The following is a 26,936-nucleotide window of genomic DNA, read 5'->3' on the forward strand; positions in this document are numbered from 1 at the left end:
GGCTGCTGGAAATGCCGGAAACTTTGGATACGGCGGAGCTTTCCAAAACCGCCACGCTGTTCAACGACTTCTATCAGGCGTATGAAGTGCCCATGTTTCTGGGTGCTGTGCCGGCTGCCGGAGAATTTTATGCAGCAGACCTGCTGGGCAGTGCGCCGTTTTCCTCCCAACTGTCCGAACTGGATACGTTCTATGACGAGGTTTCCTCGCCCATTCGAAAAATCGACATCTATCAGATTCTCTCCACCGCTAAGGACGACTACATCTACCACCGCACCGATGCGCAGTGGACGGGATATGGTGCCTATTGCGTCTATCGCAGCGCCATCCGGAAGATGGGCTTTATTCCCGTCTCCTACGACCAGTACGCCGTCTCCCACGTGGGAACGTACCGGGGTAGTCTGTACCGTGCGTGCTACGACGGACGGGTCACACCGGACATCTTCGACCGGTACACGTGCAGCTCTGGCAGCAGCGTCACATCTGTGACAGCGTATGCAGCGGACGGCACGGAGGAGGAACGGCAGATGTACGATCATCCCAGCGGGGAAGACCCGTCGGCGTATGTGCTGGGGGAACCCTGTGAGAAAATTGTGGTACAGACAGACGTGGACAACCAGAGAAAACTGCTGCTGCTGGGGGATGCGGATGCGGCGTATCTGGTGCCGTTTCTCATGCAGCACTACCGTGAGATCTGTTTCCTGAACGTGGACTGTGCCTCTCACGGGGCGGAGGAGCTGGCAGACCTCTCCGGATACCACCAGATTCTGGTGCTCTGCGATGCCGATGCCTATGGGGATGCGGCATTGTGGGAGAAACTGCTGCACATTTCGTCATCTTCTGAGAAAGGAGCGCAAAATGATTGATCTTCACATTCATACCACTTGTTCGGACGGTCAGTTTACGCCGGAGGAGACCATGCGTCTGGCGGCGGAAGCTGGGGTAACCGTTGCCGCCGTCACCGATCATGACACCGTTTCGGGAATTTCCCGTGCCGGACAGACAGCACAGCAGCTGGGGATGACGTTTTTCTCCGGCATCGAGATCAGTGTACAGTATACACGGGAGCTGCATATTCTGGGATATGGCATTGATGCGGATTCTGCGGCGCTGCTGGCGTTCTGCGAGGAAAACGCCAGGAACCGGCGGGAGCGCACATCACGGATGCTGGAATTTCTGCACCGGCGTGGCGTAGTCATTTCGCTGGAGGATGTGCGGCGCTGCAATCAGGGGCGCACCAGCGGACGGCCGCACTTTGCACGGGCGCTGGTGGAACTGGGCTATGCCGGCTCCATTCAGGATGCCTTCGAAAAATATCTGGCAACGCCGGCGTTCTATGCGGAGGCAGAGCGACCGAAGCCCTCGCCGGAAAAGGGCATTGCTGTGATCCGGCAGGCGGGCGGCGTTGCAGTGCTGGCGCACCCCCACCAGCTGAAGCTGGAAGGGCCGGAGCTGGAAGCGCTTTTGCAGCAGCTGATCTCACTGGGGCTGCAGGGCATCGAGGCACACTATAGCCGCCATACGGCAGAGCAGACACGGCTCTATTTGCAGCTGGCGGAGAAATACGGGCTGCTGGTCACCAGCGGTTCGGATTTCCACGGGCCGTCGGTCAAGCCGGATATCCAGCTGGGAAGCGGTGTTGCAGGAAGCCTGTGCGTGGAGGATGGGGAGCTTCCCCGCCGTCTGGAACAGGCGATCGCAGCAAATTCGGCATTGGCATAAGAAAATGGGATTGGGCCTTATTGAGGAAAAATTGAAATGCGGAAAAAAGTACTTGCACTTTTGCTTTGTTCGATTCTCGCTGGTTCTATAGCTGTGCTCTTGTGTTCTTTTACGGGCTGTTTTTCTTATCCGCACCAAAGCTGGCTGGAAGATAGAAGCTTAGATAAAATAGCAGAGGATAGAGTTTCGGAAATTGTGACAGCATTAGAGAACGAAGACCAGGCTGCGATCAGGTCTATGTTTTCGAAGCAGGCATTGAATGAAGCGGGGGAATTGGATGAGGCGATTTTATCTGCGATTGAATATTATACAGGGAATTTTGTATCATCCGATGGAACAATTGCAACCGATGAAAGTCAGAACGGAAAAAGGAAAACGTTTCAAATTCGGGCAGATTATACGATATTGACGGATTTAGAAACTTATAACTTATTTTTTATTGAAAAATATGATTCAGAAGATGCGCAGGAAAATGGTTTATATTTGATTTGGATATCTAAAGATTCTGAAAAAGACAAGTATGAAGCAGATTATGGCGCAGGTATTCATTTTCCCTCATAAATCAATCGTGATAAGATTCCTGCGCAAAGTGTGGCGGTGCAGAATACGCAATCCGGGATACGGTCGAGAGTCCTCACAATCTGAGACGTTCAGTACATATTCTCATCATGTGCAGGTGCGGTTTTTGCGAGCAGAATTTTGCCCCAATCAGGCGAAAGTTTGCAGGCACGCTTGCGTCTGGCGAGAATTTTTATGGAATTCTGCCGAAAAGGCGTGCATTTCATGTTTACGGGAATCCGCTCTATTGACTTTTCTGTGATTTCGTATTATAATGGACAAAGATTTTGACGAACGGAGGCAGGTCTATGAAACAGAAAAAAAGCGGTGCAGCGATGGGTGCACTTCTCATGGGGCTGCTTCTCTGCACGGCTGGCTGTGCAACGGAAACCAGCGCATCTGTGACAGAGACAGAGGAGCAGTCTTCGATGGAGCTTCCGCCGCTTGTGACCACCGCACTGGCGGAGGAAACAGATGTTTCCGCCACGGAAACCCAGCTCTCTACGGAAATCAAACAGGTTCCCCTGTTCTCCGGCGAGATCTCGGACTGGGAACTGCCGGCGGAACTGGGAACGCTGCAATCTATCCGGTTTTCTGACGGCAAGCTCTATCTGCTGGGTGTGCAGCAGCAGGAGAGCGGACAGGGGAGCGGCGTGCTGTTCTGTACACCTGCACAGGCAGAACCGGAGTTTCAGATGCTGTATCCGGATGCAGATCCTGCCGGTTTCAGCGGCTTGACGGACTTCGATGTGCTGTCGGACGGCACGGTCTGCGGACTGATCTGCCAGAATGCCACGGAGATTCCCTACGAGGACTCGGACTTTGATCCGGACACGTTCGACTGGGAGACCTATTATGAGAATTACGCCACCCAGTACCATCTGGTGTGGTACGATGCAGCAGGAACGGTCATTCGGAAAATGGGGCTTTCCACGCTGCTGCACCTGGATCAGGAATCCAAGCAGACCATGGTGTTCACCAGCGTGCGGTGCGATGCTGCCGATCACATCTATCTGACGGCGACCATCGATGAACAGGAGTATCTCATGGCGCTGGATTCTCAGGGGAATCTCTGTCCGGTGCAGGGCTATTCCACGGATATGCTGGAGGTCGCATCTGCCTTTCAGTGGGTGCGCAGCAGTACCGGCGGAATGCTTCTGCTGGAGCAGGATGCCAACGGCAGCAGCGCCCTTTCCCATATCGTCGTGACTGACGGCGCACTGTGGAAAACACAGGTGACGCTGGCGGATGCCTGCGGCGGGGACAGTCTGCTGGGAGAGTCCGACTGTGCGGAATTCTGGTACGGTGTCGCCGGTGCAGGGGGATTGTACGGTGTCGCATCGCAGCAGTCTCAGGCGGAGCTGCTGTACACGTGGGGTGATCTCTCCATGAAACGGGAGGAGCTGGAGCACATGCTGCTGCTGCCGGATCAATGCGCTGTGGCAGCTGTCTACACCACTCGTGGGGACTTGGCGCTGGAACTGATCTCGCCAAAGGCGGAGGAGCCCGGCGAAGCGGAGAGCACCGCAACCGAGGAAACCGTGCCGGATACGGCAACGCCGGTGCAGACTTTGCAGTAAAAAAATAGTTTTGCAATGGTTTCTTTGTCAGATTGACTTGTAATTTCAGGGAAAAAAGAGTATACTGGAAGAGATAGGGATGGCTACGCTGTCCGGATGCCCAAAGATAAGGAGGAAGTATTAGAATATGAATATGGAATTTATTCGAAAACTGCCCGTTCCAAAGGAACTGAAAGCGCAGTTCCAGCTGCCGGAAAAGCTGGTCGCTGTAAAGGCTGCCAGAGACGCAGAAATTCAGAAGGTGTTCACCGGCGAATCCAGCAAGAAACTGCTCATCATCGGTCCGTGCTCCGCAGACCGTGAGGATGCTGTTCTGGACTATACCTCTCGTCTGGCGAAGGTGCAGGAAAAGGTGGCAGATAAGCTGATTCTCATTCCCCGTATCTACACCAACAAGCCCCGCACCACGGGTGAGGGCTATAAGGGTATGGTACACCAGCCGGATCCGGAAAAGAAAGAGGATATGCTGCAGGGTTTGATCGCCATTCGTGAGCTGCACACACGTGCCATTGAACAGACCGGTCTGACCTGTGCCGATGAGATGCTCTATCCGGAGAACCACCGCTATCTGTCGGATCTGCTGTCCTATGTGGCAGTGGGCGCACGCTCTGTGGAAAACCAGCAGCACCGTCTGACCGCCAGCGGTCTGGATATTCCGGTGGGCATGAAGAATCCCACTGGCGGCGACCTCTCGGTAATGATGAATTCCATGGTCGCAGCACAGGCTTCTCACATGTTCCTGTATCGCGGCTGGGAAGTAAAGACCAAGGGCAATCCGCTGGCACACGCCATTCTCCGTGGTGCAGTTGACCCGCTGGGACGCACCCTGCCCAACTACCACTATGAGGATCTGATGACACTGTGCGAGCTGTATGCGAAGAAGTCCCTCCAGAATCCGGCAGTGATCGTGGATTCCAACCACTCCAACTCCGGCAAGAAGTATCTGGAACAGGTTCGTATCTGCAACGAAGTGCTCCACAGCTGCCGCCACAGCGCAGACATCAACCGTTTGGTGAAGGGATTTATGGTAGAGAGCTACATTGAGGACGGCTCCCAGAAGATCGGCGAAGGCGTTTACGGTAAGTCTATTACAGATCCGTGCCTCGGCTGGGAAAAATCGGAGCGCCTGATCTACGAGATTGCAGATCAGCTTTAAGAGCTCGTGTTCATAGGCGTCTATCCACGTCTTTTCGGCAAATTTTGTTGCATACTGCGTTAAAAATTCTTGCCATACGAAAGTATGCCTGCAAATTTTTGCCTTGTCTGCAAAAAAATTTGCTCGAAAATCCGCATATATTTCCTATGAATACAAGCTCTGAAATTCGACACATTTCAAAATGGTTTCTCCTCCAGACAGCAGGAAAGAACCGTACACGATTAGAAAAGATATTTGTTTCTTTCTGTGAGAACAACTTCTCAGGCAAAGTGCCGGAGATCGAAGCAAGTGACAAGACAGAACAGGTTTTGAGATGACGAAAGGAGCAGGATACCATGGCATCCATGAGTCAGCTGACAATGGCAATGATTACCCTGTACAGCGGAGATCCCAAGCGGATTCAGCATTTTATGAAGGTGTACGCCTTTGCCAAAATGATTGCAGAAGAGGAACAGATCGGTACAAAGCAGCGGGAAGTGATCGAGGCGGCAGCACTGGTACATGATATCGGAATTCATGCTGCGGAAAAGAAATACCGTTCTGCTGCCGGAGAATATCAGGAACAGGAGGGTCCGCCCATTGCCCGTGCCATGCTGATGGCGCTGGAATTCTCGCCGGCGCTGACCAATCGTGTGTGCGAACTGGTCGCCCACCATCACAGCTATCAGAACATTGACGCTGTTGATTTGCAGATTCTGGTGGAGGCGGATTTTCTGGTGAATGCCTATGAGGAAGGGCTGCCCAAGCGGAATATCAAAAAATTTCGGGACAAGATTTTCCGGACAGAAACGGGAATCCACTATTTGAATGAACTGTTCGCACTGGATTGAGTGCAAACTAATTATGATAAGACTAACGCCTTGCAGCATTATTTGTTGCAAGGCGTTTCGTTTTGTTGGAGTTCGAGAAGTGTTTCTGCACGCTCTGAAAGGCGAATTTGATTTTCAGGTGTGAGTGCTCGCAAAATGTGAATGATTTTTTCTTCTTCTGCGGAAAGATTTGATTCCGATGGGATTTCCGATCCGAGAAGATAATCCACGCTTACATGGCATACAGATGCGACATCTTTCAAATAATTAATCGGCGCTTTGACTTCGCCACGTTCATAACGACTGATTTCCTGCTGTGAAATTCCGATTTGTTCGGAAAGCTCTTTTTGAGAACATGTTGCTTTTCGAGCAGATACCAGATTGGGGTATAGCCATAGGTGATTTTGCACAAATTCAACTTCTTTCTTTGGGGACTCTTTACAAATTCTAGTTTACACCAAAATTGACGTATTGACAAACATCATAAACTGTGTTAAACTTAGTATATAAACAACATATATGATGTATATCAGAGGGCGGAAAGGATGATTTTACAATGTGGAATTTGATACTTTTTATCGGAAATATTAAGATGACAATTGTCATGTTTTCTCCAGTGACGCTATTGATTGTGGCAGCAGTGTTTCTTTCTCTTCGAACGAATCGTCAGTTGGCTGGATACAACAGTTTTGGTGTGCGTGAATCCGATAAATTTGATCAGAAATACAATGAGGTAAAACAAATGGCACTGATTTGCAGCGTGGTGTATCCTGTAGCAATGCTTATTTTTTGGCTCATTTGGACGATGATTCTGTGGGAGTCGGTAAAAAGCACAAATGCAGAAGAGTTTGAAACGTTCATGGATATTCAGGATTTTGGAAGGACAATGGACAACTTTCTTACCGGCGGGGAAAACGAAAGTGAATTTATAACAGAGGGGCAGATTACCGGAGTGCTGGGACTGGTTTCCTGCGGAATTGGATTTGTCTGGGGACTGTTATGCTCTTTGGTTATGCTGGTCTTGCCCATTATGTTTTATCCCATCAAATTGGCACGGAGAAATGAAAAGAAACATACAGCGGTAATCGTTGTTTTTTGTGTGATTATATATCTATTGCTTTTAGTGCTTGGCGTTGCCGTTCTGGTAACATTGGTAGATGTTCCGCTCTCTGAGCCACAGGGAAAAAATGCAATTTTGATAGAAACTGGAAGCCTGTTTGTTTTGGCAATTGCATGGGGAATCAATTTATTATGTGCAAAAAATAATGCGTAAAAAAGGAATCCAGTAATATTTTATTTGACAGCTTCTCATATCATAACAAAACCGGACGTACTGCGAAAAAGCGTGCGTCCGGTTTTGTGTTTGCTGCAATTTAAAGGATAAAGCAGATGAGCCCGCTGCATCCCTCGTTGATGATGCGCTGAAGGGTTTCCTGAAGCTTCAGGCGTGCATCCATGGGCATCTTGGAGAGCTTGTTGTGCAGTCCCTCGCCCACCAGTTCGTGAAGGGACTTGCCAAAGATGTTGGAGGACCAGATCTTGGCGGGGTCCTCCTCGAAACCCTCCAGCAGGTACATGACCAGCTCCTCGCTCTGGCGTTCCGTTCCCACAATGGGGCTGACCGTGGTGCGGATGTCGGCACGCATCATGTGGATGGAGGGTGCCGATGCCCGCAGGCGCACGCCGTATCGTCCGCCCTGCCTGATGATCTCCGGCTCTTCCAGCGTCATCTCCTCCTGATCCGGCATGACAATGCCATAGCCGGTCGCCTCCACCTCCCGCAGTGCCGGTTCGATCTTGGCGTATTCTTTCTGGATACGGCTCAGTTCCATCAGGATGGGCAGCAGATCGCTTTCGTTGTGGATTTCCAGTCCCGTTTCTTCGCCCAGAATCCGATAGAAGAGCGCAGCGTCCAGCGAAACGTCCACGATGACGCTGCCGGTGCCCATGTGGATTTCCCGAATGGCAGCACCGGTGATGTAGGGACAGGTGCAGATCGCCTCGGTGAAAGTGTCGGTGTCACGGATGGTGTGCACCTCGCCGGCTGCCTGCCGGATGCAGGAAAAGACGGATTCCCGCAGCCAGTGGTGCTTTTCCAGCTCTGTGATCCAGTGGGGCATGCAGATGTTGATCTCCTGAACGGGGAACACCCGAAGCAGCTCCGTGAGGATGGTGCGGATGTCGGCTTCGTCCAAATCCGGACAGCTGACGGGGATGACCGGTGCATTGTAGGTTTCCCGCAGCTGTTCCGCCAGCGCCTGCGATTCCTTGCTGTGTGGATGCAGACAGTTCAGCAGGACGGCAAAGGGCTTTCCCAGCTCCTGCAGCTCCTCGATGACCCGCTGTTCACACTCGGCGTACTCGGCACGTGGCAGATCGGTGATGCTGCCGTCGGTGGTGACCACCAGTCCGATGGTGGAGTGCTCCGCAATGACCTTTCGTGTGCCCACCTCTGCCGCCATGTTGAAGGGGACTTCCTCGTCAAACCACGGGGTGTGTACCATGCGGGGCTGGTCGTTTTCGATGTATCCCAGTGCGCTGGGGATGATGTATCCCACGCAGTCGATCATGCGCAGACGCAGACGGGCAGCCTCGCCCAGCGTCAGCTCCACGGCTTCCTCCGGAATGAACTTCGGCTCGGTTGTCATAATAGTGCGTCCGCCGGCAGACTGGGGAAGTTCATCCACTGCCCGTTCCCGTCTGGCTTCGCTGGGAATGTTGGGGATGACCAGCTGCTCCATAAAGCGTTTGATAAACGTGGATTTTCCGGAACGTACCGGCCCCACGACTCCGATGTAGATGTCGCCGTTGGTGCGCTGGGCGATGTCAGCGTAAATTTCACTAGCCATGCACTTGTGCCTCCATTTTGATTTGGTTGTATTAGGGCTTGTTTGAAAAATCCGTACATTTGTCAAAACGCCCATAAATCACTGTCTGTGTCGTCGAAAATCCTTGTCAGGCGACAGCCTGCCTGCGGATTCTCTCCTAACATACAGTAATTTCTGTGCATTTTTCCAAACATCGCTATTTTTCAAACAACCCCTAGTGAACAATGGGAATGAAGAGCATTCCGGCGTTGGCAAGCTGCTCCTCGGCAAGCTCGTTTTCCTCCATGATGGCGTCTACGCTGGTGTGGCAGCGCTTGGCGATGTCCCAGACGTCCTCGTGTTCCACGCCGTAGTAGAGCTTCAGCGCATAGTCGCCGTCCCGCACCAGCTTGTTCTCTCCGTCCACTTCCAGATCGGATAGGCAGACGTGGCGGGCAGAAGGGCAGAGCGCCCCGTGCAGCAGCAGATTCGCCTGCACCGAGATGGTGCCGTCCGATGCCAGATGATAGGTGCAGTCTGCCGGCTCTACCTGTGCACGCAGAACAGCGTCTGCCACGGAGGTGCCGGGATCGGCATATGCCTCAAACGCCTCTTCTTTCTCCAGCAGAACCGGCATTCCCTCTGCGTCCGCTGCCAAGAGGCTACAGCAGAGCATGCCGCTGACACGAATGCGGTTGGTGTCGGAGAGCAGCTGCATGTTGATGTTGCGCACCTGACACTGGAGGTCGTAGATGCATTCCGGAATGCGGTCGCCGGGGCGAATGACGGCACTGCATGCCATGGAACTGTGCACCCGCTCCGGTGCCATGTCGATCTGCACGGAAACCGGTGTCTGCTGGCAAGGGAAGCAGGTGGAGAACGCATCGGTGACCAGCTGAACCGATGCCGTCTGAATGGCGGTGCAGCAGAGCCGCAGTTCGATCTCGCATTGCAGCACCTCGGCGGAAGGCTTGAGGTCGCAGCGGATGACCTGCGCTTCGGCGCTGCTACGGTAACTCTCATCGATCTGTTCCATGTCCACGATCTGGCTGTAGGGGAGGGTGAACTGCATGGACTCCATACCGCCGGAGCCGTCGTCCTTCTGCCAGGTATAGAGCAGCTGTACCTCGGCATCGCCCTTGACGATCAGCTTTCCGGCGAGAATTGAGGTCTCCTGATGCACCAGACGCACGTTATTCCGAACAATGGAGCGGATGGGCGGTTTGGCTGCGCCAAGCTCTACCTCCTCGCTGAGGGTGATGTTCTTGACGGCGCTGCGCTTCTGGGCAGCGTACTCCACCGGAATTTTGCGCAGCTGGACGTGCATGCCGAACACATCCCGAATGACCTCCTGCCGGCGGTCGCCGGTGACTCGAATCTGTACAGAAACGGCGCCTCTCGCCTCCAGACGGCGGGGGCTGACAGCACGGCAGTTGGAATAGGTGATGCGTGGGCGAAGTGTCAGCGTGGGGTTCTCTGCGGTGCGGGGCAGCTCGGCGCTGCGGGAGAACATCATCTGCTGGGAAACGCATTGCAGCAGTGTGCTTCCGGCACCGCAGTACAAGATGCGGATATCGACCCGCAGCTCATAGGTGATGCGGTCAGATGCAGTGGTATAGCTGACGATGGTGGGGTGCATCTCACAGCCGATGATGCGGAAAATATCCGGATCATAGTCCGGCAAGACGTAGTCCAGTTCAACGCTTTGCTCCTGCACATCGTCCAGAATGGTTTCGGTGACAGGGATCATCTCCCGATTGATTTTCAATTCCATGTGGAACTCCTCCTTTTCGCCGTCCGGCGGCGTTCGTTTGCTCTATCCTATGCAGACAAGCGAGGGGTTAGACCAGCCTGCACAGAGCAAGTTGCAATTTTGCCCTGTCTATGCTATAATAAAGCAGAGAGAAAAGAAATTGGAGGTAACATCTATGGTTCTTGCCATTGATATTGGAAATACCAACGTGGTGATCGGATGCTTTCAGGAGAAGGAGATTCTGTTTGTGGAACGTGTTTCCACCAACCAGAACGCCACACCGCTGGAGCTTGCGGTCTCCATCAAAACCATTCTGGAGATCTACCGGATTCAGACGGAGGAGATCGAGGGGAGCATCATCTCCTCTGTTGTGCCGTCCATCAACAACTCCATGCGAAAGGCAATCGAGAAGATCGCAAGCTGTCCGGTGCTGGTTGTCGGTCCCGGCATTCGCACCGGACTTCAGATCGCCATTGACAATCCGGCACAGCTGGGCAGCGACCGTGTGGCAGACGCTGTGGCAGCCCTGTACGAGTACGAACCGCCCATCGTCATCATTGACATGGGCACTGCCACCACATTCTCCGTCATCGATGCCCGGCGGCGGCATATCGGCGGCGTGATTGCGCCGGGTGTGGGAATCTCTCTCAACGCCCTGACGGAAAAGACGGCGCAGCTGCCTAAGATCTCTTTTGAACCGCCGAAAAAGTGTATCGGCAGCAACACGGTCGCCTGCATGAAGAGCGGTATCCTCTATGGCGCAGCCGGCTGCATTGACGGGCTGCTGGATCGCATTACAGAAGAGCTGGGGGAAACACCGACCTACCTCGCAACAGGCGGACTGTCGGAGTCCATCATTCCCCACTGCCGGCATAAGATTCTGACTGATCCGCTGCTGCTGCTCAAGGGATTGCAACTGATCTATGAAAAGAACATGGGCAAAGAAACCGAAAAGTAAGCGGAAGAGCGGCCGCAGCCGGATTTGCGCCGGTGTGCGAAAAACGCTGGACAAATTTTCCGGCATATGGTATAATAGAGAACGGTACGGCATCGAATTTCGGTGCTGCATCCCAAAATGAATGCAGGAGGCTAATCTGATGAAATATCTGGTAGTATTGTGTGACGGTATGGCAGACTATCCAGTGGAGGAACTGGGAAACAAGACCCCGCTGGAGGCAGCGGATACCCCCAACATGGACAGACTGGCAAAGAAAGCAACCGTTGGTCTGGTTAAGACCGTGCAGGATGGCATGAAGCCGGGCAGCGATGTGGCAAACCTCTCGGTTCTGGGCTATGACCCTATGAAGTATTACACCGGCCGTTCTCCGCTGGAGGCCGGAAGCATCGGCATCGACATGAAGCCCACCGATGTTTCGCTGCGCTGCAATCTGGTGACACTGAGCGATGAGCCGAACTATGAGGATCGCACCATGGTGGACTACTGCGCCGGCGATATCTCCACCGAAGAGGCACGTATCCTGATGCAGGCAGTGGAAGAGGCACTGGGCAACGATACCTTCCGGTTCTATGCCGGTGTTGCCTATCGGCACTGCCTGATCTGGGACCACGGCACCACCGATCTGGGCGGACTCACACCGCCGCACGACATCACGGGCAGACCTATCAAGACCTATCTGCCGCTGTGCCACAGCCAGAATGCAGCACCGCTGTATGATCTGATGGTGCGTTCTTACGACGTGCTGAAAGATCATCCGGTCAATCTGGAGCGCATCCGGCAGGGCAAGCGTCCGGCAAACAGCATCTGGCTGTGGGGCGAGGGCGTTCGTGCCAACCTCGATCCGTTCTATGAGAAGTACGGTCTGCACGGCTCTATGATCTCGGCAGTTGACCTGCTCAAGGGCATCGGCAAGTTCTCCGGCATGCGTGTGGTAGAAGTCGAGGGTGCTACTGGCTACATCGACACCAACTTTGATGGAAAGGCAGCTGCGGCAATTGCCGAATTCCGGAACGGTCAGGATTTCGTCTACATCCATGTGGAAGCACCGGACGAGTGCGGACACCGTGCCGAGGTACAGAACAAGGCGAAGGCGATTTCCATCATCGACCACAAGATTCTGGGACCGGTTGTGGCAGAGCTGGAGAAGATGGGCGATTTCAAGGTTCTGGTCATGCCGGATCATGCTACACCGCTCTCCCTCAAGACTCATACCAACGACCCGATCCCGTTCCTGATCTATGACAGCCGGAATCCGAAAAACGGGCCGGATACGTTCAGCGAGGCAACGGCAAAGGCAACGGGGCTGTACGTGGACGAGGGCTTCCGCATGATGAAGGATTTCGCAGCAAAATAAGGAGGCTTTGACGGAACAAAGTGGGAAAACGTTTTTTTCAGAGTTATCGCTGGGTGCTGCTCAGCATGCTGGTCACGATTCTGGTTCTGGCAGCGGCAGCGGGCTATACCATTGGCGTTGTCAGCAAAAATCAGGCGGTCTCTCAGATCGATGTCAACATCGGTTCTGTGGAAGCCTACCTGCAAAAAAATGAGAATCAGGCATCTCAGCTGACAGAGGAGCTGAAGGAGGATTATATCTCCAAAACACGGACAACGGCGATGATCCTCTCGGAGGACGCATCGTTTCTGACGGACGACCGGACGCTGGAGGAGCTGCGTGTGACCGTCAACGCCGACCGCATCAGCGTTTCGGATGACAGAGGCAACATCACCGCAAGTACCGATCCCTCCGGCGAAGGCAGCACCGTGCGGGAGGAATTTCTCTCTCATCTCTCGGACAACGTCTATACAGATGTTTTGTTTTTGCTGGACTCGGATTCGCCGACCATTGTGGCAGCGTCCACNNGGGGCAGCGTCCACTCTCGGGGAATCCGGCGGACTGGTGCAGATCACATTTCCGGCTGCCTCGACGGTGAACATTTTGCAGGAGGCAGATCTTGCCAACACCGCTTCGGATATGCCGCTGTATGCTTCCGGAGAAACTGCCATTGTACAGGCGGATACGCTGGAGTACATCAGCTGTACCGATCCCCAGAAGATCGGACAGAAGATGGCGGAAAATCTGTTTCAGACCAGACACAAGAGCGGTACGCTGGATGTCAAAACAGACGATGGTGCTGCGGCAATGCTGCGGTATCAGACCAGCGGCGACTATGTGATCTTCGCCACAGTGCCCTATTCGGACATCTACCACATGCGAAATGTGGTGGTGGGATGGATTGCAGCCGGCGGTGTGCTGATGGCTGTGGTTTCCTGCCTGTCGCTGCGGATGCAGCTGCTGCGGGAAGAGAAAAAGGAAAAGTAAAGTAGGATTTATCCAATCCAAAAAAGCGGACGCTGGCAGTTTTCCAGTGTCCGCTTGTGTTTTTTGAGGTATAGTTTTACGCCAGATTATTCCATGACAACGGCATTTCCAAGGAGTTTGAATTCCCGGCAGCTCTTGCACAGGTCGTTGAGGAAAGCGGCGATGCTGCGATCCCGCAGGTTGCCCTTGAAGTCGATGTGGAACACAACGTCGAAGCTGCCGTCCCGAATGGGGCGGCTCTCGATTTTGGTCATGTCCAGACCGTACAGGAAGAACTTGTTCAGGATGCGGCTCAGGCTGCCCGGCTCGTTGGAGAGGGTCAGCATGACGGAGATGACGGATGCCTCCGGTGCGACCTGCATATCCTTGGTAATACAGATGAACTGGGTGAAGTTGGGAACCACGTTGGAGATGCGGGATGCCAGAATTTCCAGATGGTTGTGCTTGGCGCAGTCGGCAGAGCAGATGGCTGCGATGGTGCGGTCGCCGGACTCTGCCACCATCTGTGCCGAAACAGCGGTGTTGCTGTCCTCGTGGCGCGGCAGGTGCCGTGCGTCCAGAAAATCGCTGCACTGGGAGAGTGCCTGCGGGTGGGAGTAGACCATCCGGATATCCTCCAGCCTGGTGCCGGGGAGGGCTGCCAGACAGTGGGTGACCTCCACCTGATTCATGGCGGTGATGAAGAAGCTGTACTTGCCCATGAGGTCAACGGTCTGAGTCACTGTGCCGGAGGTGCTGTTGTAAATGGGGAGCACGCCGTATTCCAGTTCGCCGGATTCGACCGCTGCAAAGACCTGCTCGAAGGTGGGGTAGAAGGCGATGTCACGGTTGGGGAAAAAGGCACGGGCAGCAGTCTCGGAGTTGGCACCGGTGATGCCCTGACACCCGATTTTCACAGCAGTTTCCATGTGCGGGCAGGCGATCTCCGGCGCAGCCTCCGCAGCCACCAGCATTTTCTGCTGGAGCTGGGAACTGATACTCATGATGTTGGAAAACAGTGTGCGGGAGGCAGCACCCAGTCCCTCTGCGGCGTTCTTTTCCACACGATCCAAAATCAACTGTTCCCGATCGGCTTGAAATACAGGCATGTTGTGGGCTTTTTTATACTGTGCCACCTCACGGCAGAGCTGCATACGCTGTTCAAACAGCTGCTGCAGTTCCCGATCCAGCTTGTCGATTTCTACACGAATTTCATTGAGTTCCATGTTGGCGTTCCTTTCTCCTGCCTTTGTTTGTACGGCGTTTGTTCTGTCGAAGTCTGCTGCGTATCGATTCGACACGCAAACGGTTCCATTTTCATTATACACAATTTTTTTTCAAAAATCAAGATAAAAATTTGAATAGCTATTGAAAAGGAAGGGCGTTTTGTGCTATAATGAAATGTACGTGCGTTGCTGCCGGCGGATGCCTGCCGCCGCAGCCGGCGTGGAGAATCGTTGGGAGGAAGCATTTTGCGGATATTAGGAATTGACCCCGGCTATGCCATTGTGGGGTTCGGCGTGGTGTCCTACCACGGGGCGGAGTTTGTGCCGCTGGAATACGGTGCCATTACCACGGAGGCAGGAACACGGTTTGCCGCACGGCTGAATGCCATTTACGATGATCTGGATTTTTTGTGCAGCCGGTTTCGGCCGGACTGTATTGCCATAGAGCGGCTATACTTTAACTCTAACCAAAAAACTGCCATTGACGTGGCACAGGCACGTGGCGTCATTGTGCTGTGTGCGGAAAAGCATGGCATTCCCATGTTCGAATACACACCCTTGCAGGTGAAGATGGCGGTGGTGGGATACGGCAGAGCGGAAAAGCGGCAGGTCATGGATATGACTCGCCGGATCCTGCATCTGGCACAGATTCCAAAACCGGACGATGCCGCCGATGCCCTCGCCCTTGCCATCTGCCACGGCCATAGCGCTACCGGCGTGCAGGTGCAGCAGCGGGAGATCAGAACAGGAGATACCGTATGATTTATAGTGTACATGGAACACTGCTTGCCAAAGAGCTTTCTCTGGCGGTGGTGGAATGCGGCGGCGTGGGTTATGCCTGTCGCACGACCTTTACCACGCTCTCTCAGCTGGGAAACGTGGGCGAAACGGTCTTTTTATATACCGCACTCTCAGTGCGGGAGGATGCGGTGGAGCTGTTCGGCTTTGCCACAAAACAGGAGTTACAGTGCTTTCGCCTGCTGACTACTGTCTCCGGTGTCGGCCCCAAGGCGGCGCTTGCCATTCTGTCCGACCTGCCGCCGGATCGCTTCTTGCTGACGGTGGCGGCCGGGGACAGCAAACAGCTGACACGCTCCAAGGGCATCGGCGCAAAGACAGCGCAGCGCATCGTCATGGAACTGAAAGACAAGATCGCCGGTGAGTCCATCGGGCTGCTCTCCGGTGATATGGCAGCTGCGGCATCGGTGACAGCGGCTTCCGGCGGCGGAAATGCCGGCGAGGCGATCGAGGCACTGGTGACGCTGGGCTATACACAGGCGGAGGTTGCGCCCGTTGTGGCGAAGCTGGATCCGTCCCTCTCCTCTTCGGAGATGATTCGCCGGACACTTCAGGAGTTCGGCAAGAAACGCTCGTGAAAAGCGTACAGAAAGGAGCGTGAAACAGGATGATCGAAACTGGGGATATGCAATTTGAATCCCGCATGGTGACACCGAAACAGGTGGAAGAGGACAGCGAGGTGGAGGTTTCCCTGCGCCCGCAGTCCCTGCTGGAATACATCGGACAGGACAAAGTAAAGGAAAATCTGGCAGTCTATATCGAGGCTGCCAAACGGCGTGGCGACCCGCTGGATCATGTGCTGCTGTACGGCCCTCCGGGACTGGGCAAGACCACGCTTTCGGCAATCATTGCCCACGAGATGGGCGTCAATCTGCGTGTGACTACAGGCCCTGCCATTGAAAAGGCAGGCGATCTTGCGGCAATTCTCACCAATCTGCAGCCGAATGACGTGCTGTTTATCGATGAGATTCACCGTTTGAACCGGCAGGTGGAAGAGATCCTCTATCCGGCGCTGGAAGATCATGCCATTGACATTATCATGGGAAAGGGCCCCTCTGCACGTTCGCTGCGGGTGGACTTGAACCCGTTTACCCTAGTCGGAGCAACCACCAGAGCCGGGCAGCTCTCCAGCCCGCTGCGGGACCGGTTCGGCGTGATTCTGCGTCTGGAGCTGTACACCACAGAGCAGCTGACGGACATTGTGCGCCGGAGTGCCATGCTGCTGAAGATTCCGTGTTCCATTGACGGCGCCACGGAAATCGCTGGCAGAGCACGGGGAACCCCCCGTATCGCCAACCGCCTGCTGAAACGTGTGCGGGACTTTGCCGACGTCATGGGAGACGGCGAGATCACACAGGACATCGCCCATATGGCGCTGGACCGTCTGGAAATTGACGAGCTTGGTCTGGACAGCAACGACCGCCGTATGTTGGAGATGATTATTAAGGGCTACGGCGGCGGTCCTGTGGGACTGGAAACACTGGCATCGGCGCTGGGGGAGGAAACCGTAACGCTGGAAGATGTCTGCGAGCCGTACCTGATGCAGCTTGGCTTTTTGGCACGCACCCCAAGAGGACGCTGTGCCACAGCGCTGGCATATCAGCATCTGGGATACGCCATGCCCAATTCCGGCGGCGGTGTCGAAGGACAGATGACGCTCTCGGCAGACGGCGAATGAATTCATAAGAGTTTGACAGCAATTTGAAGATACATGTAGAAAGGGAATGAATGACCATGGGTAGATTATTTGGAACAGATGGTGCAAGAGGCGTTGCAATTACAGAATTGACCTGCGAGATGGCAATGCAGATCGGGCGTGCTGCGGCACTGGTGCTGACAAAGGAAACCAAGCATCGGGCAAAGATCTTCATCGGAAAGGACACCAGAATTTCCTCGGATATTCTGGAAGCCGCACTCTGCGCCGGCATTTGTTCGGTTGGTGCGGAGGCAGTGCAGCTGGGCGTGGTTCCCACACCGGCTGTGGCATATCTGGTGCGCACCAAGGGTGCAGATGCCGGCGTGATGATCTCCGCATCCCACAACAGCGTGGAGTTCAACGGCATCAAGCTATTTGCCTCCACCGGCTATAAGCTGCCGGATGCCACCGAGGCAGAGATCGAAGCGCTGATTCTGGATCATCCGGAACAGATTCAGCTGCAGTCCGGCACGGCAGTCGGTGCAATCTCCATCTATGACAGCGCTAGAGAGGACTATATCTCCTATCTGGCATCCTGTGTGCATACGGACTGCTCCGGCATGCGTGTGGTACTGGATTGCGCAAACGGCAGCTCCTCCACAACGGCGGAGTCCCTGTTCACACGCCTTGGCGCAGAGGTGCACATGCTCAGCGCATCGCCGGACGGCACCAACATCAACAAGAACTGCGGTTCTACCCACATGGAGAACCTGATGGAATACGTCAAGACACATGACTGCGATTTGGGACTCGCTTTCGACGGCGACGCAGACCGCTGCCTGGCAGTGGACGAAAATGGCGTGCTGGTGGATGGCGACAAGATCATCGCCATCTGTGCCAAGGCACTCCAGCAGGAGGGCAAGCTGAAAAACGACACTGCTGTTGTCACTGTCATGACCAATCTGGGCTTCTTCCACTTCGCCAAGAAGCACGCCATCGATGCCAAGGCGACCAAGGTCGGCGACCGGTATGTTCTGGAAGAGATGCTGGCAGGCGGCTACAACATCGGCGGAGAGCAGAGCGGACACATCATCTTTCTGGATGAGGCAACCACCGGCGACGGCGAACTCTCCGGCATCAAGCTCATGGAGATCCTGAAAAAATCCGGCAAGGCAATGAGCGAGCTGGCAGGCGTGATGGAAACATTCCCGCAGGTGCTGTACAACGTCACCATTCCGGCAGCCAAAAAGGGACACTGGCAGGAGGACGCAGAGATCGCTGCCCTTATTGATACCTATACCAAGGAACTGGGCGACAACGGCAGAATCCTGGTGCGGGAGAGCGGAACAGAACCGCTGATCCGTGTCATGGTAGAGGGCAAGGATGCCGTGCAGATGGAGAACGCCGCACAGGCAATTACCGCACAGGTTCGGATTTTCGCCGGCGCATAATTGAGAGAAGATAGGAGAAACCCAAAATTGAGAGCAGCAAATGGTTGGAAACAATATCGGATTCTGGATACCTCAGAACAGGAAAAATTGGAGAGCTGGAACGGCGTGACGCTGGTGCGCCCTGACCCGCAGGTCATCTGGAAAACACCCCGGCGGCTTCCGGCGTGGAGAAGTGCGGACGGACATTACAGCCGTTCCTCCTCCGGCGGCGGAAGCTGGGCATTTTCCCGCAAGCTTCCGGAGTCGTGGAAGATGCAGTACGTCCCCCTCGGACTGACCTTTAAGATTCAGCCCACCGGCTTCAAGCACACCGGATTATTTCCGGAGCAGGCAGTTAACTGGGAGTGGATGGCAGAGCGCATTCGCAATGCCGGAAGACCTGTCTCGGTGCTGAACCTGTTCGCCTATACCGGCGGTGCGACCCTTGCCTGTGCCGCTGCCGGCGCATCGGTGTGTCATGTGGATGCCTCCAAGGGCATGGTGCAGTGGGCACGGGAAAACGCAGCCCTCTCCGGCCTGACAGAAAAACCCATCCGCTGGATCGTGGACGACTGCGAAAAATTCGTGGCACGGGAGATTCGGCGTGGCAGAAAATACGATGCCGTCATTATGGATCCGCCCAGCTACGGCAGAGGACCGGGCGGCGAGGTCTGGAAGCTGGAGGAGAATATCTACGATCTGGTGGAGCTGTGTTCCGGCGTATTGTCGGATGACCCGCTGTTCTTTTTGCTGAACAGCTACACCACCGGACTTTCTCCGGCAGTCATGGGCTATTTGCTGGGCAGTGTGCTCAAGCCGAAGTTCGGCGGCGGTGTGACCGCAGACGAGATCGGACTTCCGGTGGAACAGAGCGGCATGGTGCTGCCCTGCGGCTCGACTGCCATCTGGGAGAGCGGAAAATAAGAGCGGCACCGCACAAAACCTGTGCGGAATCGCCAAAATTCGGAAAGCGAGGCGGATGCATGGAAGTACGCATTGCGGCAGAGCACCTGTCGTTTCACTATACCGATGAGGAGAACAAGGCGGCTTCTCCGGAGATTCTGAAAGATCTCTCTCTGACGCTGGAGCCGGGGACATTTGCTGCCGTGCTGGGACACAACGGCTGCGGCAAGTCCACGCTGGCGAAGCACATGAACGGAATCCTGTTGCCTACAGGCGGAAAAATGTGGGTCGCCGGCATGGATACTGCCGACGAAACCAAGCTCTATGAGATACGGCAGCGTGTGGGCATGGTCTTTCAGAATCCGGATAACCAGATCGTCGCCACTATTGTGGAAGAGGATGCGGCGTTCGGACCGGAGAATCTGGGGCTTCCGCCGGAGGAGATCCGCCGGCGTGTGGACGATGCCCTGAAGGCGGTGGGCATGTATGACTACCGCATGCATGCGCCGAGCCAGCTCTCCGGCGGACAGAAGCAGCGTGTCGCCATCGCCGGCATCATTGCCATGCGGCCGTCCTGTATCGTGCTGGATGAGCCGACCGCCATGCTGGATCCCAAGGGCAGGCGGGAGGTCATGAAGACCATCCGCCTGCTGAACCGCAATTATGGCATTACCATTGTTCTGATTACGCACTATATGGAAGAGGCGGCGCAGGCAGATCGGGTGATCGTCATGGACGAGGGAAACATCCTGCTGGATGATACGCCGGAAGAGGTGTTCTCCCACGTGGAGCAGATGAAGCAGATCGGGCTGGATGTGCCGCAGGTGACAGAACTGGTCTATGAACTGCGGCAGGCGGGGATTCCGCTGGATTCGCATATTATCACAGAGGACGCCTGCGTGCAGGCGCTGCTGGAACAGCTGGGAAGTTGAGGTGAGCATTTGGCAACACTACAGACAAAGGGGCTGACCTACTGCTACAGTGCGGGAACGCCGTTTGAAAAAGTCGCCGTTGACCATGTGGATCTGGAGATTCCGTCCGGTGCATTTGTGGGACTCATCGGGCACACCGGCTCCGGAAAGTCCACGCTGATCCAGCATCTGAACGGACTGCTCCGCCCCACGGAGGGAACGGTTCTGCTGGACGGCGAGGACATCTGGGCGGACAAGAAAAAAATACGGCAGGTACGCTTTCGGGTGGGACTGGTGTTCCAGTATCCGGAGTACCAGATCTTCGAGGAGACCGTCGCCAGGGACATCGCTTTCGGCCCACGGAACATGGGACTTCCGGAGGAAGAGGTACAGGCACGGGTGCGGGAGGCGGCGATCATCACCGGACTGACGCCGGCAATACTGGAGCAGTCGCCGTTTCTCCTGTCCGGCGGACAGAAGCGCCGGGTGGCAATTGCCGGCATTATGGCGATGCGGCCGGAGATTCTGATTCTGGACGAGCCGGCTGCCGGACTGGACGCGGGGGCGGGAGGAAATTCTGCGGGAGATCGCAGAGTACCGCCGGCAGACGGGTGCCACCATTGTGCTGGTTTCCCACAGCATGGAGGACGTGGCGCAGTATGCGGAATCCATTCTGGTGATGAACGCCGGAAAAATATTCTGCTATGATACCGTTTCCAACGTCTTTCGCCGGTCGCAGGAATTACAGGCCATCGGGCTGTCTGTGCCGCAGATCACACGGGTCTGCACGGCACTGCGGGCGCACGGCGTTCCGCTGTCGGAGGACATCTACACCGTAGAAGAGGCAAAGCGGCAGCTTCTGGCGCTGCTTCGGAAAAAGGAGGCGCAGGAAACATGCTGAGGGACATTACCATCGGGCAGTATTTTCCCGGAAACAGCGTGGTGCACCGCATGGATCCACGCTTCAAGATCGTGATGACGCTGCTGTTTATTGTGATGCTGTTTTTGGGGGAGCATCTCTATTCGCTGGGATATGGGCTGGTGTACTGCCTGATCGCCCTGCTGCTCTCCCGTATTCCGGTGAAAATGATCTGGAAGAGCGTCCGTCCGCTGCTGCCCATTCTGCTGATTACCGCAGCGCTGGACATGTTCTTTCTGGACGATGGAACCGTATACTTTCACTGGCACTTTCTCAAGATCACCTCGGACGGTGTGAACACGGCGGTGCTCATGGTGGTGCGGATCATCGTGCTGCTGGTCGGCTCATCGCTGCTGACCTATACCACCTCGCCCATCGCCCTGACCGACGCCATTGAGCGGCTGCTGGCACCGCTGAAACGGCTGCATGTGCCGGTGCATGCTTTCGCCATGATGATGACCATCGCCCTGCGTTTTATCCCCACGCTGCTGGAGGAAACCGACCGCATTATGACGGCGCAGAAAGCACGGGGCGCAAGCTTCAGCGAGGGGTCGATGTTACAGCGTGCCAAGGCACTGGTGCCGATTTTTGTGCCGCTGTTTGTGTCCTCGTTCCGGCGGGCGGAGGAACTTGCCACCGCCATGGAGTGCCGCTGCTATCGTGGCGACGAGGGACGCACCAAAATGCGGCAGCTGCACGCCGCCGGCAGAGATTATGCGGCGATGACCGTGACGCTGGTTTTTCTGGCGGCTGCCGTTGCAACGAAAATCATCTGGTAAGGAGTGTATCGTAAAGCTATGACACAAATTCAATCTGCCGCATCGGAGAAACCGGACAAGCAGAGCAGGACGAAATTCTATCTGATTCTTTCTTTCCTGATTCCCATGGTACTCATGGGAATCGGGTTTCTTCTGCAAAAGGTGCACCCTTTCGGCGACCGTCAGATTCTGGTGGTGGACTGCTGGCATCAGTACTATCCGTTTTTCCAGCAGCTTCACGAGAAGCTGCGCCACGGCGGTTCGCTGCTGTTTACGTGGGACTCCGGTCTGGGGAGTAACTTCCTGCCCATCCTGTCCTACTATGCGGCGAGTCCGCTGAATCTGCTGGCAGCGCTGGTGCCGGACTCCCTGCTGCGGGAAGCATTTACGGTGAACCTTTTGCTGAAGATCGGCTGTGCCGGCGGATTCTTTGCCCTGTTTCTAAAGGGCACATTCCGCCGCAATGACTTCTCCCTCTGCATCTTCTCAGTGATGTACGCCCTGTGCAGCTATCTGCTTGGCTACTACTGGAACGTCATCTGGGTGGATACGGTGGCACTTCTGCCGTTGGTGGTACTGGGAATGGTGCAGCTGGTGCGGGACGGCAAATACCGGCTCTATGTCATTGCGCTGGGGCTGTCCCTGTTCACGAATTTCTACATCGGCATGTTCACCTGCATCTTCGCTGTGCTGGCGTATCCGTGCCTGTGTGTGTTCTATCTCAAACCACGGCATCTGGCTGGTAGAACGCTGATGATGCTTGTGGCGTCGCTGCTGGGCGGCGGACTGGCGGCAGTGCTGCTGATCCCCACCTATCTGGCATTGCAGCTGACCCACAGTGTGGATAATGTTTTTCCCACGGGCTGGGAGTTCTACGAGAACTGGCGGAATCTCTTCGCCAACCTCATCAGCTATCACGAGCCGACCAGCAAGGACGGCCTGCCCAATCTGGCGTGCGGTATGCTGCCGCTGGTGCTGATCGGGCCATTCCTGCGTGCCCGAAAGATTCGGATTCGGGAAAAGGTGGCCGCGGTGCTGGTGCTGGCATTTTTGCTGGTGAGCTGCAATGTCAACATTCTGAACTATCTCTGGCACGGCATGCATTTCCCGAACATGCTGCCGTTCCGGTTCTCATTCCTGTTCTCCTTTGTGCTGCTGACGCTGGCGTACCGGGCGTTCCAGCTGCTCTTGGAGGAGCGATTCCGCATCTGGGATATTGCGGCAATGCTGGTTCTGGCGGCAGCTGTTTTCCTGTGCTCCTATTCCGTACAGGAAAACCATGCGGTTTACTGGTCCTTCGCCACGGCAGTGCTGTATGTGCTGATCGCACTGCTCTATTTCCGGAAGATCTTCACTCCACGGCTGATGTATGCGGCGCTGTCGGTGGTGCTGGCATTTGAGATGTTCCAGAACGTGAAGTTGGGGACGGAGACCGTTTCCACCTCGGACTATCCCTCTTACCCGTCCTCGCAGCAGTACGTGGAATTTCTGGAACAGAAAATCGACGAGCAGACAGGGGACTCCTTTGCACGGACGGAGATGTCCAATTGGTTCACACTGAACGATCCGGCGCTGTACAACTACCACGGATTATCCCAGTTTTCCTCTACCGCCAACGAATCCGTTACCAGCTTTCTGCATGCGCTGGGACTGCCGGCATCGGAGGCCGGCAACCGCTACTATTACGCCGGCGGTTCGCCCATTACCAACTGGTTTACGGGGATCCAGTATCTGATCTGCCGCACCGGCTCGCTGCTGGACACGGCACACTGGCAGATGCTCGCCATGGAGGGCACTTCCACTGCCTACCAGAATAGCTATGGCTTGCCGGTGGGCTTCGTGGCGGAGCGCTCGCTGGCGGACTATGAGGGAAATCCCAACGGAAATCCCTTCGAAAACCAGAACGAACTGTTCCGGTTTGCCACAGGCATTCAGGAACCGCTGTTCACGCCGGTGGATGTGCGTGACGTGGGACACGAGGGCGTGGAGGTCACACGGGGCGGCTATGGCATCTATACCTATCAGGTGGACGCTGCTGCGGAGTCCCGCATTCTGCGCTATAACTATCAGACGCAGACTGAGGCAAACCTCTACGGCTACCTCTCCACCAGCAATACCGCCAGCGTGACCGTTTATAAGGACGACAACTATCAGGGCAGCTATTCCCTCTCCAGACAGCCCTACATCTTCCCCATGGGCACCTATCAGGGCAACGAAACCGCTTCGCTCTCCGCAACGCTGAATGAGGAGGCGAGCGCTGGCGGTGTGACGGTCTATGTCTACCAGCTGAACGAGGCACTTTTGGAAAAGGCGTACCAGATGCTGTCCGCCGGCGGTGTCAACGTGACGGAGTACTCCGACACCAAGCTTTGCGGCACGGTGAACGCTCAGAAAGACGGGCTGTGCTACTTCTCCATTCCGGACGATTCCGGCTGGAGTGTGCAGATGGACGGGGAGACCGTTTCCAGTGTCAAAGTGGGTGGTGCAATGCTCGCCGTTCCGGTGACTGCCGGAACGCACACCATCCGGCTGACCTATTGTCCGCCGGGATTTCCGGCAGGCGCTGCCATCTCTGCGGGCAGTATTGCGGTGCTGATCCTGCTGTATGTGTGGGAGCGCAAACGGAAAAAGCCCCTGCTTCAGCCGGTTCCGGCACAGGTTGTTTCGGCACAGGCAGAAACGCAGGAGGAGCCGGAAGTGCAACTGGAACAGGAACATGTGCCGGCGGAAGAGGCACAGATTTCAGAGAAACCGGAGGAAGAAGAAACGTGAGAAATTTGAAGGTCATGATGGCGTTTCGTGGGACAAACTACCACGGATTTCAGCGCCAGCCCAATGCACTGACGGTGCAGGAGGTGGTGGAGGGGGCACTTTCCAAGCTGCTGAACGAACCGGTGACGATCTACGGATGCTCCCGCACGGACACTGGCGTTCACGCACAGCAGTTCTGCTTCTCCATGCAGACGGAAAAGCCCCTGCCGCCCCGTAATTTCATTCGCGGGGCATGCGGCTATCTGCCGGAGGATATCTCCATCCTGTCGGTGGAGGATGCGCCGCCGGAGTTCCACGCACGGTATAGCTGCCGTGCCAAACAGTACATGTACCGCATTCACAACAGCGAGAGCAAGAATCCGTTTACCACAGATCTGGAGCTGCACTACCGCCGGCCGCTGGACATCCGGCTGATGCGGGAGGCTGCCTCCCATTTTGTGGGCACTCACGACTTCGCAAGCTTTTGTACAAATCTGACAGAAAAGCAGACCACCGTCCGCACAATCTATGACATCACTGTAGAAAAGCAGGGGGACACGGTGATTTTGCTTGTCAAAGGAAATGGATTTCTGTATAATATGGTTAGGATTTTGGTGGGGACACTGCTGGGGGTCAATGAGGGCAGATATGCAGTCTCGGAGCTGGACGAGATTCTGGCATCCCGTGACCGGCTTCGTGCCGGCATGACGGCACAGCCCCATGGACTGTCACTGTACCGTGTGTTCTATGATTGACGCACAGACGAAAGGAGAACACAAAAAGCATGTCATATGATTCGGATGATGTCATCGAAAAACGGAGAAAACGGCACCGGATGCGGACGCTCCGGAATTTTGCCATATTTTTATTGATCGCCGTATTCTGCGGTTATCTCTATGTCCAGCGGGACATGTGGGTGCCAAAGCTGGAGGGAATCGGAAGCCGGTATCAGTCCGTGACACAGAATGACGGGACGCTGGCGGAGGGAAACTTTCCGCTGACCATCTCCGGCAATGCCGGCTATCAGGCGGAGCTTGTGGACGACACGCTGTTCCTGCTGCATGATGCCTATCTGGATCTGTATTCCATGCACGGTGATTCCAGAGACAGCAGACAGCATGCCTATCAGGATGCCGGCATGGCGTCCTCGAAAAAGTATGCGGTGATCTTTGAGCGTGGCGGAACGTCTTTCCGCCTGGACACCAAGAACAAAAACATCTATACCAAGACGGCAGAGGCGGACATTATTTTCGGAACGGTCAGCAGCAACGGCAGCGTGGCACTGGTCACGGAGTCCGACGCCTACACCTGTTCCATCGCCGTCTACGACAACACAGGCAAGCGGATCTACCAGCGGGACTGTGTGGAATATGTCACAGACATTGTCTTTCGCAACGACAATGCCGGCTGCTGCTTCACCTCGGTGACGGCGGAGAACGGCGTGCTGCAAACCACAGTGACCAGCATCCAGTTCAACAAGAAAGAGGCACAGTGGAGCTCGCTTCCGCTGGAAACGCTGGAGGTCAAGATGGGTTATAATACTGCCGGCGACACCTTATGCGTCATCGGCGATACCGCCTGCGCATACTATAGCAGCACCGGCGAACTGCTCAGTTCCTACACCTATTCCGGCGAACTGGTGGACTACGGTCTGGAGGACGGCAGCGCTGCCCTTATCGTGGAGGATAACGAGAAGCGCCAGACCAATTTGGTTCTGATGTACCGCTCGGCGGAGAGTCCAAAGGCAGTTGCCATTGACGATTCAGCGGAGTGCGTGCGTGTGTCCGGCGGAGATGCTGTCGTCATGTATTCCGGCGATATTATCTCGTACGACTTTGACGGAAATGCGCTGGCAACGGTTTCGCTGGGGGACTCCTACACCTCCTTCCTGAAACAGGACGGCTATGTCTTTCTGCTGGGATACCACAAGATCGACCGTGTGGACTTCAAGGAGTGAGTTTC

Annotated in this window: 23 protein-coding genes and 1 pseudogene; 20 read left to right on the forward strand and 4 right to left on the reverse strand. The window is 55.2% G+C overall.

Annotated elements, in window-relative coordinates; genetic code table 11:
• From QZL66_RS07870 to QZL66_RS07895, 6 genes are all read left to right on the forward strand, one after another.
• On the forward strand, positions 1-866 hold an 866-nt coding region (locus QZL66_RS07870), incomplete at its 5' end, for a DHHW family protein (RefSeq protein ID WP_293602001.1).
• Complete coding sequence (locus QZL66_RS07875) at positions 859-1,722, forward strand: PHP domain-containing protein (RefSeq protein ID WP_022411182.1); 864 nt, start codon at positions 859-861, stop codon at positions 1,720-1,722. The genes QZL66_RS07870 and QZL66_RS07875, both read left to right, overlap by 8 nt.
• Before the next feature lie 36 nt (positions 1,723-1,758).
• Entirely contained in the window at positions 1,759-2,283 is a 525-nt protein-coding gene (locus QZL66_RS07880; protein ID WP_022411183.1) for a DUF5104 domain-containing protein, read from the forward strand.
• Between the two features lie 305 nt (positions 2,284-2,588).
• Positions 2,589-3,860, forward strand: coding sequence for a hypothetical protein (locus QZL66_RS07885; protein ID WP_022411184.1), 1,272 nt, complete (start codon positions 2,589-2,591; stop codon positions 3,858-3,860).
• 127 nt (positions 3,861-3,987) lie between these two features.
• Positions 3,988-5,016, forward strand: a complete 1,029-nt coding sequence (locus QZL66_RS07890) for a 3-deoxy-7-phosphoheptulonate synthase (protein ID WP_022411185.1) — start codon at positions 3,988-3,990, stop codon at positions 5,014-5,016.
• Positions 5,017-5,351: 335 nt separating this feature from the next.
• A complete protein-coding gene (locus QZL66_RS07895; protein ID WP_022411186.1) occupies positions 5,352-5,846 on the forward strand; it encodes an HD domain-containing protein in 495 nt (164 codons plus the stop codon).
• A gap of 38 nt (positions 5,847-5,884) precedes the next feature.
• On the opposite strand, the gene QZL66_RS07900 is transcribed toward QZL66_RS07895, so the two are convergent.
• On the reverse strand, positions 5,885-6,235 hold the full coding sequence (locus tag QZL66_RS07900) for a helix-turn-helix domain-containing protein (protein WP_226943178.1): 351 nt from the start codon (positions 6,233-6,235) through the stop codon (positions 5,885-5,887).
• A 146-nt stretch (positions 6,236-6,381) separates the two neighbouring features.
• Here QZL66_RS07900 and QZL66_RS07905 point away from each other — a divergent pair, with 146 nt between their 5' ends.
• Complete coding sequence (locus QZL66_RS07905; RefSeq protein WP_022411187.1) at positions 6,382-7,098, forward strand: hypothetical protein; 717 nt, start codon at positions 6,382-6,384, stop codon at positions 7,096-7,098.
• A gap of 100 nt (positions 7,099-7,198) precedes the next feature.
• Here QZL66_RS07905 and spoIVA read toward each other — a convergent pair whose 3' ends face one another.
• A complete protein-coding gene (gene spoIVA, locus QZL66_RS07910; protein WP_022411188.1) occupies positions 7,199-8,674 on the reverse strand; it encodes a stage IV sporulation protein A in 1,476 nt (491 codons plus the stop codon).
• Between the two features lie 193 nt (positions 8,675-8,867).
• Positions 8,868-10,406, reverse strand: coding sequence for a DUF3794 domain-containing protein (locus QZL66_RS07915; protein WP_022411189.1), 1,539 nt, complete (start codon positions 10,404-10,406; stop codon positions 8,868-8,870).
• 154 nt (positions 10,407-10,560) lie between these two features.
• On the opposite strand from QZL66_RS07915, the gene QZL66_RS07920 reads away from it, so the two are divergent.
• Entirely contained in the window at positions 10,561-11,343 is a 783-nt protein-coding gene (locus tag QZL66_RS07920; RefSeq protein WP_022411190.1) for a type III pantothenate kinase, read from the forward strand.
• Between the two features lie 139 nt (positions 11,344-11,482).
• A complete protein-coding gene (locus tag QZL66_RS07925; RefSeq protein WP_022411191.1) occupies positions 11,483-12,697 on the forward strand; it encodes a cofactor-independent phosphoglycerate mutase in 1,215 nt (404 codons plus the stop codon).
• Positions 12,698-13,749: 1,052 nt separating this feature from the next.
• Here QZL66_RS07925 and QZL66_RS07930 read toward each other — a convergent pair.
• Complete coding sequence (locus QZL66_RS07930; protein ID WP_022411193.1) at positions 13,750-14,868, reverse strand: bifunctional chorismate mutase/prephenate dehydratase; 1,119 nt, start codon at positions 14,866-14,868, stop codon at positions 13,750-13,752.
• Between the two features lie 246 nt (positions 14,869-15,114).
• Here QZL66_RS07930 and ruvC point away from each other — a divergent pair, with 246 nt between their 5' ends.
• From ruvC to QZL66_RS07985, 11 genes and pseudogenes are all read left to right on the forward strand, one after another.
• Positions 15,115-15,630, forward strand: a complete 516-nt coding sequence (ruvC, locus tag QZL66_RS07935) for a crossover junction endodeoxyribonuclease RuvC (RefSeq protein WP_022411194.1) — start codon at positions 15,115-15,117, stop codon at positions 15,628-15,630.
• On the forward strand, positions 15,627-16,244 hold the full coding sequence (ruvA, locus tag QZL66_RS07940) for a Holliday junction branch migration protein RuvA (RefSeq protein ID WP_022411195.1): 618 nt from the start codon (positions 15,627-15,629) through the stop codon (positions 16,242-16,244). Before ruvC ends, ruvA begins: the two co-directional genes overlap by 4 nt.
• Positions 16,245-16,273: 29 nt before the next feature.
• Complete coding sequence (gene ruvB, locus QZL66_RS07945) at positions 16,274-17,344, forward strand: Holliday junction branch migration DNA helicase RuvB (RefSeq protein ID WP_022411196.1); 1,071 nt, start codon at positions 16,274-16,276, stop codon at positions 17,342-17,344.
• 56 nt (positions 17,345-17,400) lie between these two features.
• The gene (gene glmM, locus QZL66_RS07950) at positions 17,401-18,753 is read left to right on the forward strand and encodes a phosphoglucosamine mutase (RefSeq protein WP_022411197.1); all 1,353 of its coding nucleotides are present in this window, start codon (positions 17,401-17,403) and stop codon (positions 18,751-18,753) included.
• A 27-nt stretch (positions 18,754-18,780) separates the two neighbouring features.
• On the forward strand, positions 18,781-19,656 hold the full coding sequence (locus QZL66_RS07955) for an SAM-dependent methyltransferase (protein WP_022411198.1): 876 nt from the start codon (positions 18,781-18,783) through the stop codon (positions 19,654-19,656).
• A gap of 59 nt (positions 19,657-19,715) precedes the next feature.
• Complete coding sequence (locus QZL66_RS07960; RefSeq protein WP_022411199.1) at positions 19,716-20,567, forward strand: energy-coupling factor transporter ATPase; 852 nt, start codon at positions 19,716-19,718, stop codon at positions 20,565-20,567.
• 9 nt (positions 20,568-20,576) lie between these two features.
• Positions 20,577-21,447, forward strand: a pseudogene (locus tag QZL66_RS07965) (energy-coupling factor transporter ATPase).
• Positions 21,441-22,244, forward strand: coding sequence for an energy-coupling factor transporter transmembrane component T family protein (locus tag QZL66_RS07970; protein ID WP_022411202.1), 804 nt, complete (start codon positions 21,441-21,443; stop codon positions 22,242-22,244). Before QZL66_RS07965 ends, QZL66_RS07970 begins: the two are co-directional and overlap by 7 nt.
• Before the next feature lie 18 nt (positions 22,245-22,262).
• Entirely contained in the window at positions 22,263-24,995 is a 2,733-nt protein-coding gene (locus QZL66_RS07975) for a YfhO family protein (RefSeq protein ID WP_022411203.1), read from the forward strand.
• Positions 24,992-25,729, forward strand: a complete 738-nt coding sequence (gene truA, locus QZL66_RS07980) for a tRNA pseudouridine(38-40) synthase TruA (RefSeq protein ID WP_022411204.1) — start codon at positions 24,992-24,994, stop codon at positions 25,727-25,729. Before QZL66_RS07975 ends, truA begins: the two co-directional genes overlap by 4 nt.
• A gap of 29 nt (positions 25,730-25,758) precedes the next feature.
• Positions 25,759-26,931 (forward strand): DUF5711 family protein, encoded by a 1,173-nt coding sequence (locus QZL66_RS07985; protein ID WP_022411205.1) that lies wholly within the window; start codon positions 25,759-25,761, stop codon positions 26,929-26,931.
• Positions 26,932-26,936: the final 5 nt, after the last annotated feature.

Origin of the sequence: Ruminococcus sp. CAG:330 (genome assembly GCF_000437175.1) — a bacterium.
Classification (GTDB): domain Bacteria; phylum Bacillota; class Clostridia; order Oscillospirales; family Ruminococcaceae; genus Ruminococcus_C.

Bases quoted from the DNA above. Each gene is read 5' to 3' on its own strand.
- spoIVA (WP_022411188.1), bottom strand. From the start codon at position 8,674: ATGGCTAGTGAAATTTACGCTGACATCGCCCAGCGCACCAACGGCGAC.
- QZL66_RS07970 (WP_022411202.1), top strand. From the start codon at position 21,441: ATGCTGAGGGACATTACCATCGGGCAGTATTTTCCCGGAAACAGCGTG.
- QZL66_RS07890 (WP_022411185.1), top strand. From the start codon at position 3,988: ATGAATATGGAATTTATTCGAAAACTGCCCGTTCCAAAGGAACTGAAA.
- QZL66_RS07895 (WP_022411186.1), top strand. From the start codon at position 5,352: ATGGCATCCATGAGTCAGCTGACAATGGCAATGATTACCCTGTACAGC.
- ruvA (WP_022411195.1), top strand. From the start codon at position 15,627: ATGATTTATAGTGTACATGGAACACTGCTTGCCAAAGAGCTTTCTCTG.
- QZL66_RS07960 (WP_022411199.1), top strand. From the start codon at position 19,716: ATGGAAGTACGCATTGCGGCAGAGCACCTGTCGTTTCACTATACCGAT.
- ruvB (WP_022411196.1), top strand. From the start codon at position 16,274: ATGATCGAAACTGGGGATATGCAATTTGAATCCCGCATGGTGACACCG.
- QZL66_RS07915 (WP_022411189.1), bottom strand. From the start codon at position 10,406: ATGGAATTGAAAATCAATCGGGAGATGATCCCTGTCACCGAAACCATT.
- glmM (WP_022411197.1), top strand. From the start codon at position 17,401: ATGGGTAGATTATTTGGAACAGATGGTGCAAGAGGCGTTGCAATTACA.
- QZL66_RS07930 (WP_022411193.1), bottom strand. From the start codon at position 14,868: ATGGAACTCAATGAAATTCGTGTAGAAATCGACAAGCTGGATCGGGAA.
- QZL66_RS07920 (WP_022411190.1), top strand. From the start codon at position 10,561: ATGGTTCTTGCCATTGATATTGGAAATACCAACGTGGTGATCGGATGC.
- QZL66_RS07880 (WP_022411183.1), top strand. From the start codon at position 1,759: ATGCGGAAAAAAGTACTTGCACTTTTGCTTTGTTCGATTCTCGCTGGT.
- QZL66_RS07905 (WP_022411187.1), top strand. From the start codon at position 6,382: ATGTGGAATTTGATACTTTTTATCGGAAATATTAAGATGACAATTGTC.
- QZL66_RS07885 (WP_022411184.1), top strand. From the start codon at position 2,589: ATGAAACAGAAAAAAAGCGGTGCAGCGATGGGTGCACTTCTCATGGGG.
- QZL66_RS07975 (WP_022411203.1), top strand. From the start codon at position 22,263: ATGACACAAATTCAATCTGCCGCATCGGAGAAACCGGACAAGCAGAGC.
- QZL66_RS07985 (WP_022411205.1), top strand. From the start codon at position 25,759: ATGTCATATGATTCGGATGATGTCATCGAAAAACGGAGAAAACGGCAC.
- QZL66_RS07925 (WP_022411191.1), top strand. From the start codon at position 11,483: ATGAAATATCTGGTAGTATTGTGTGACGGTATGGCAGACTATCCAGTG.
- QZL66_RS07875 (WP_022411182.1), top strand. From the start codon at position 859: ATGATTGATCTTCACATTCATACCACTTGTTCGGACGGTCAGTTTACG.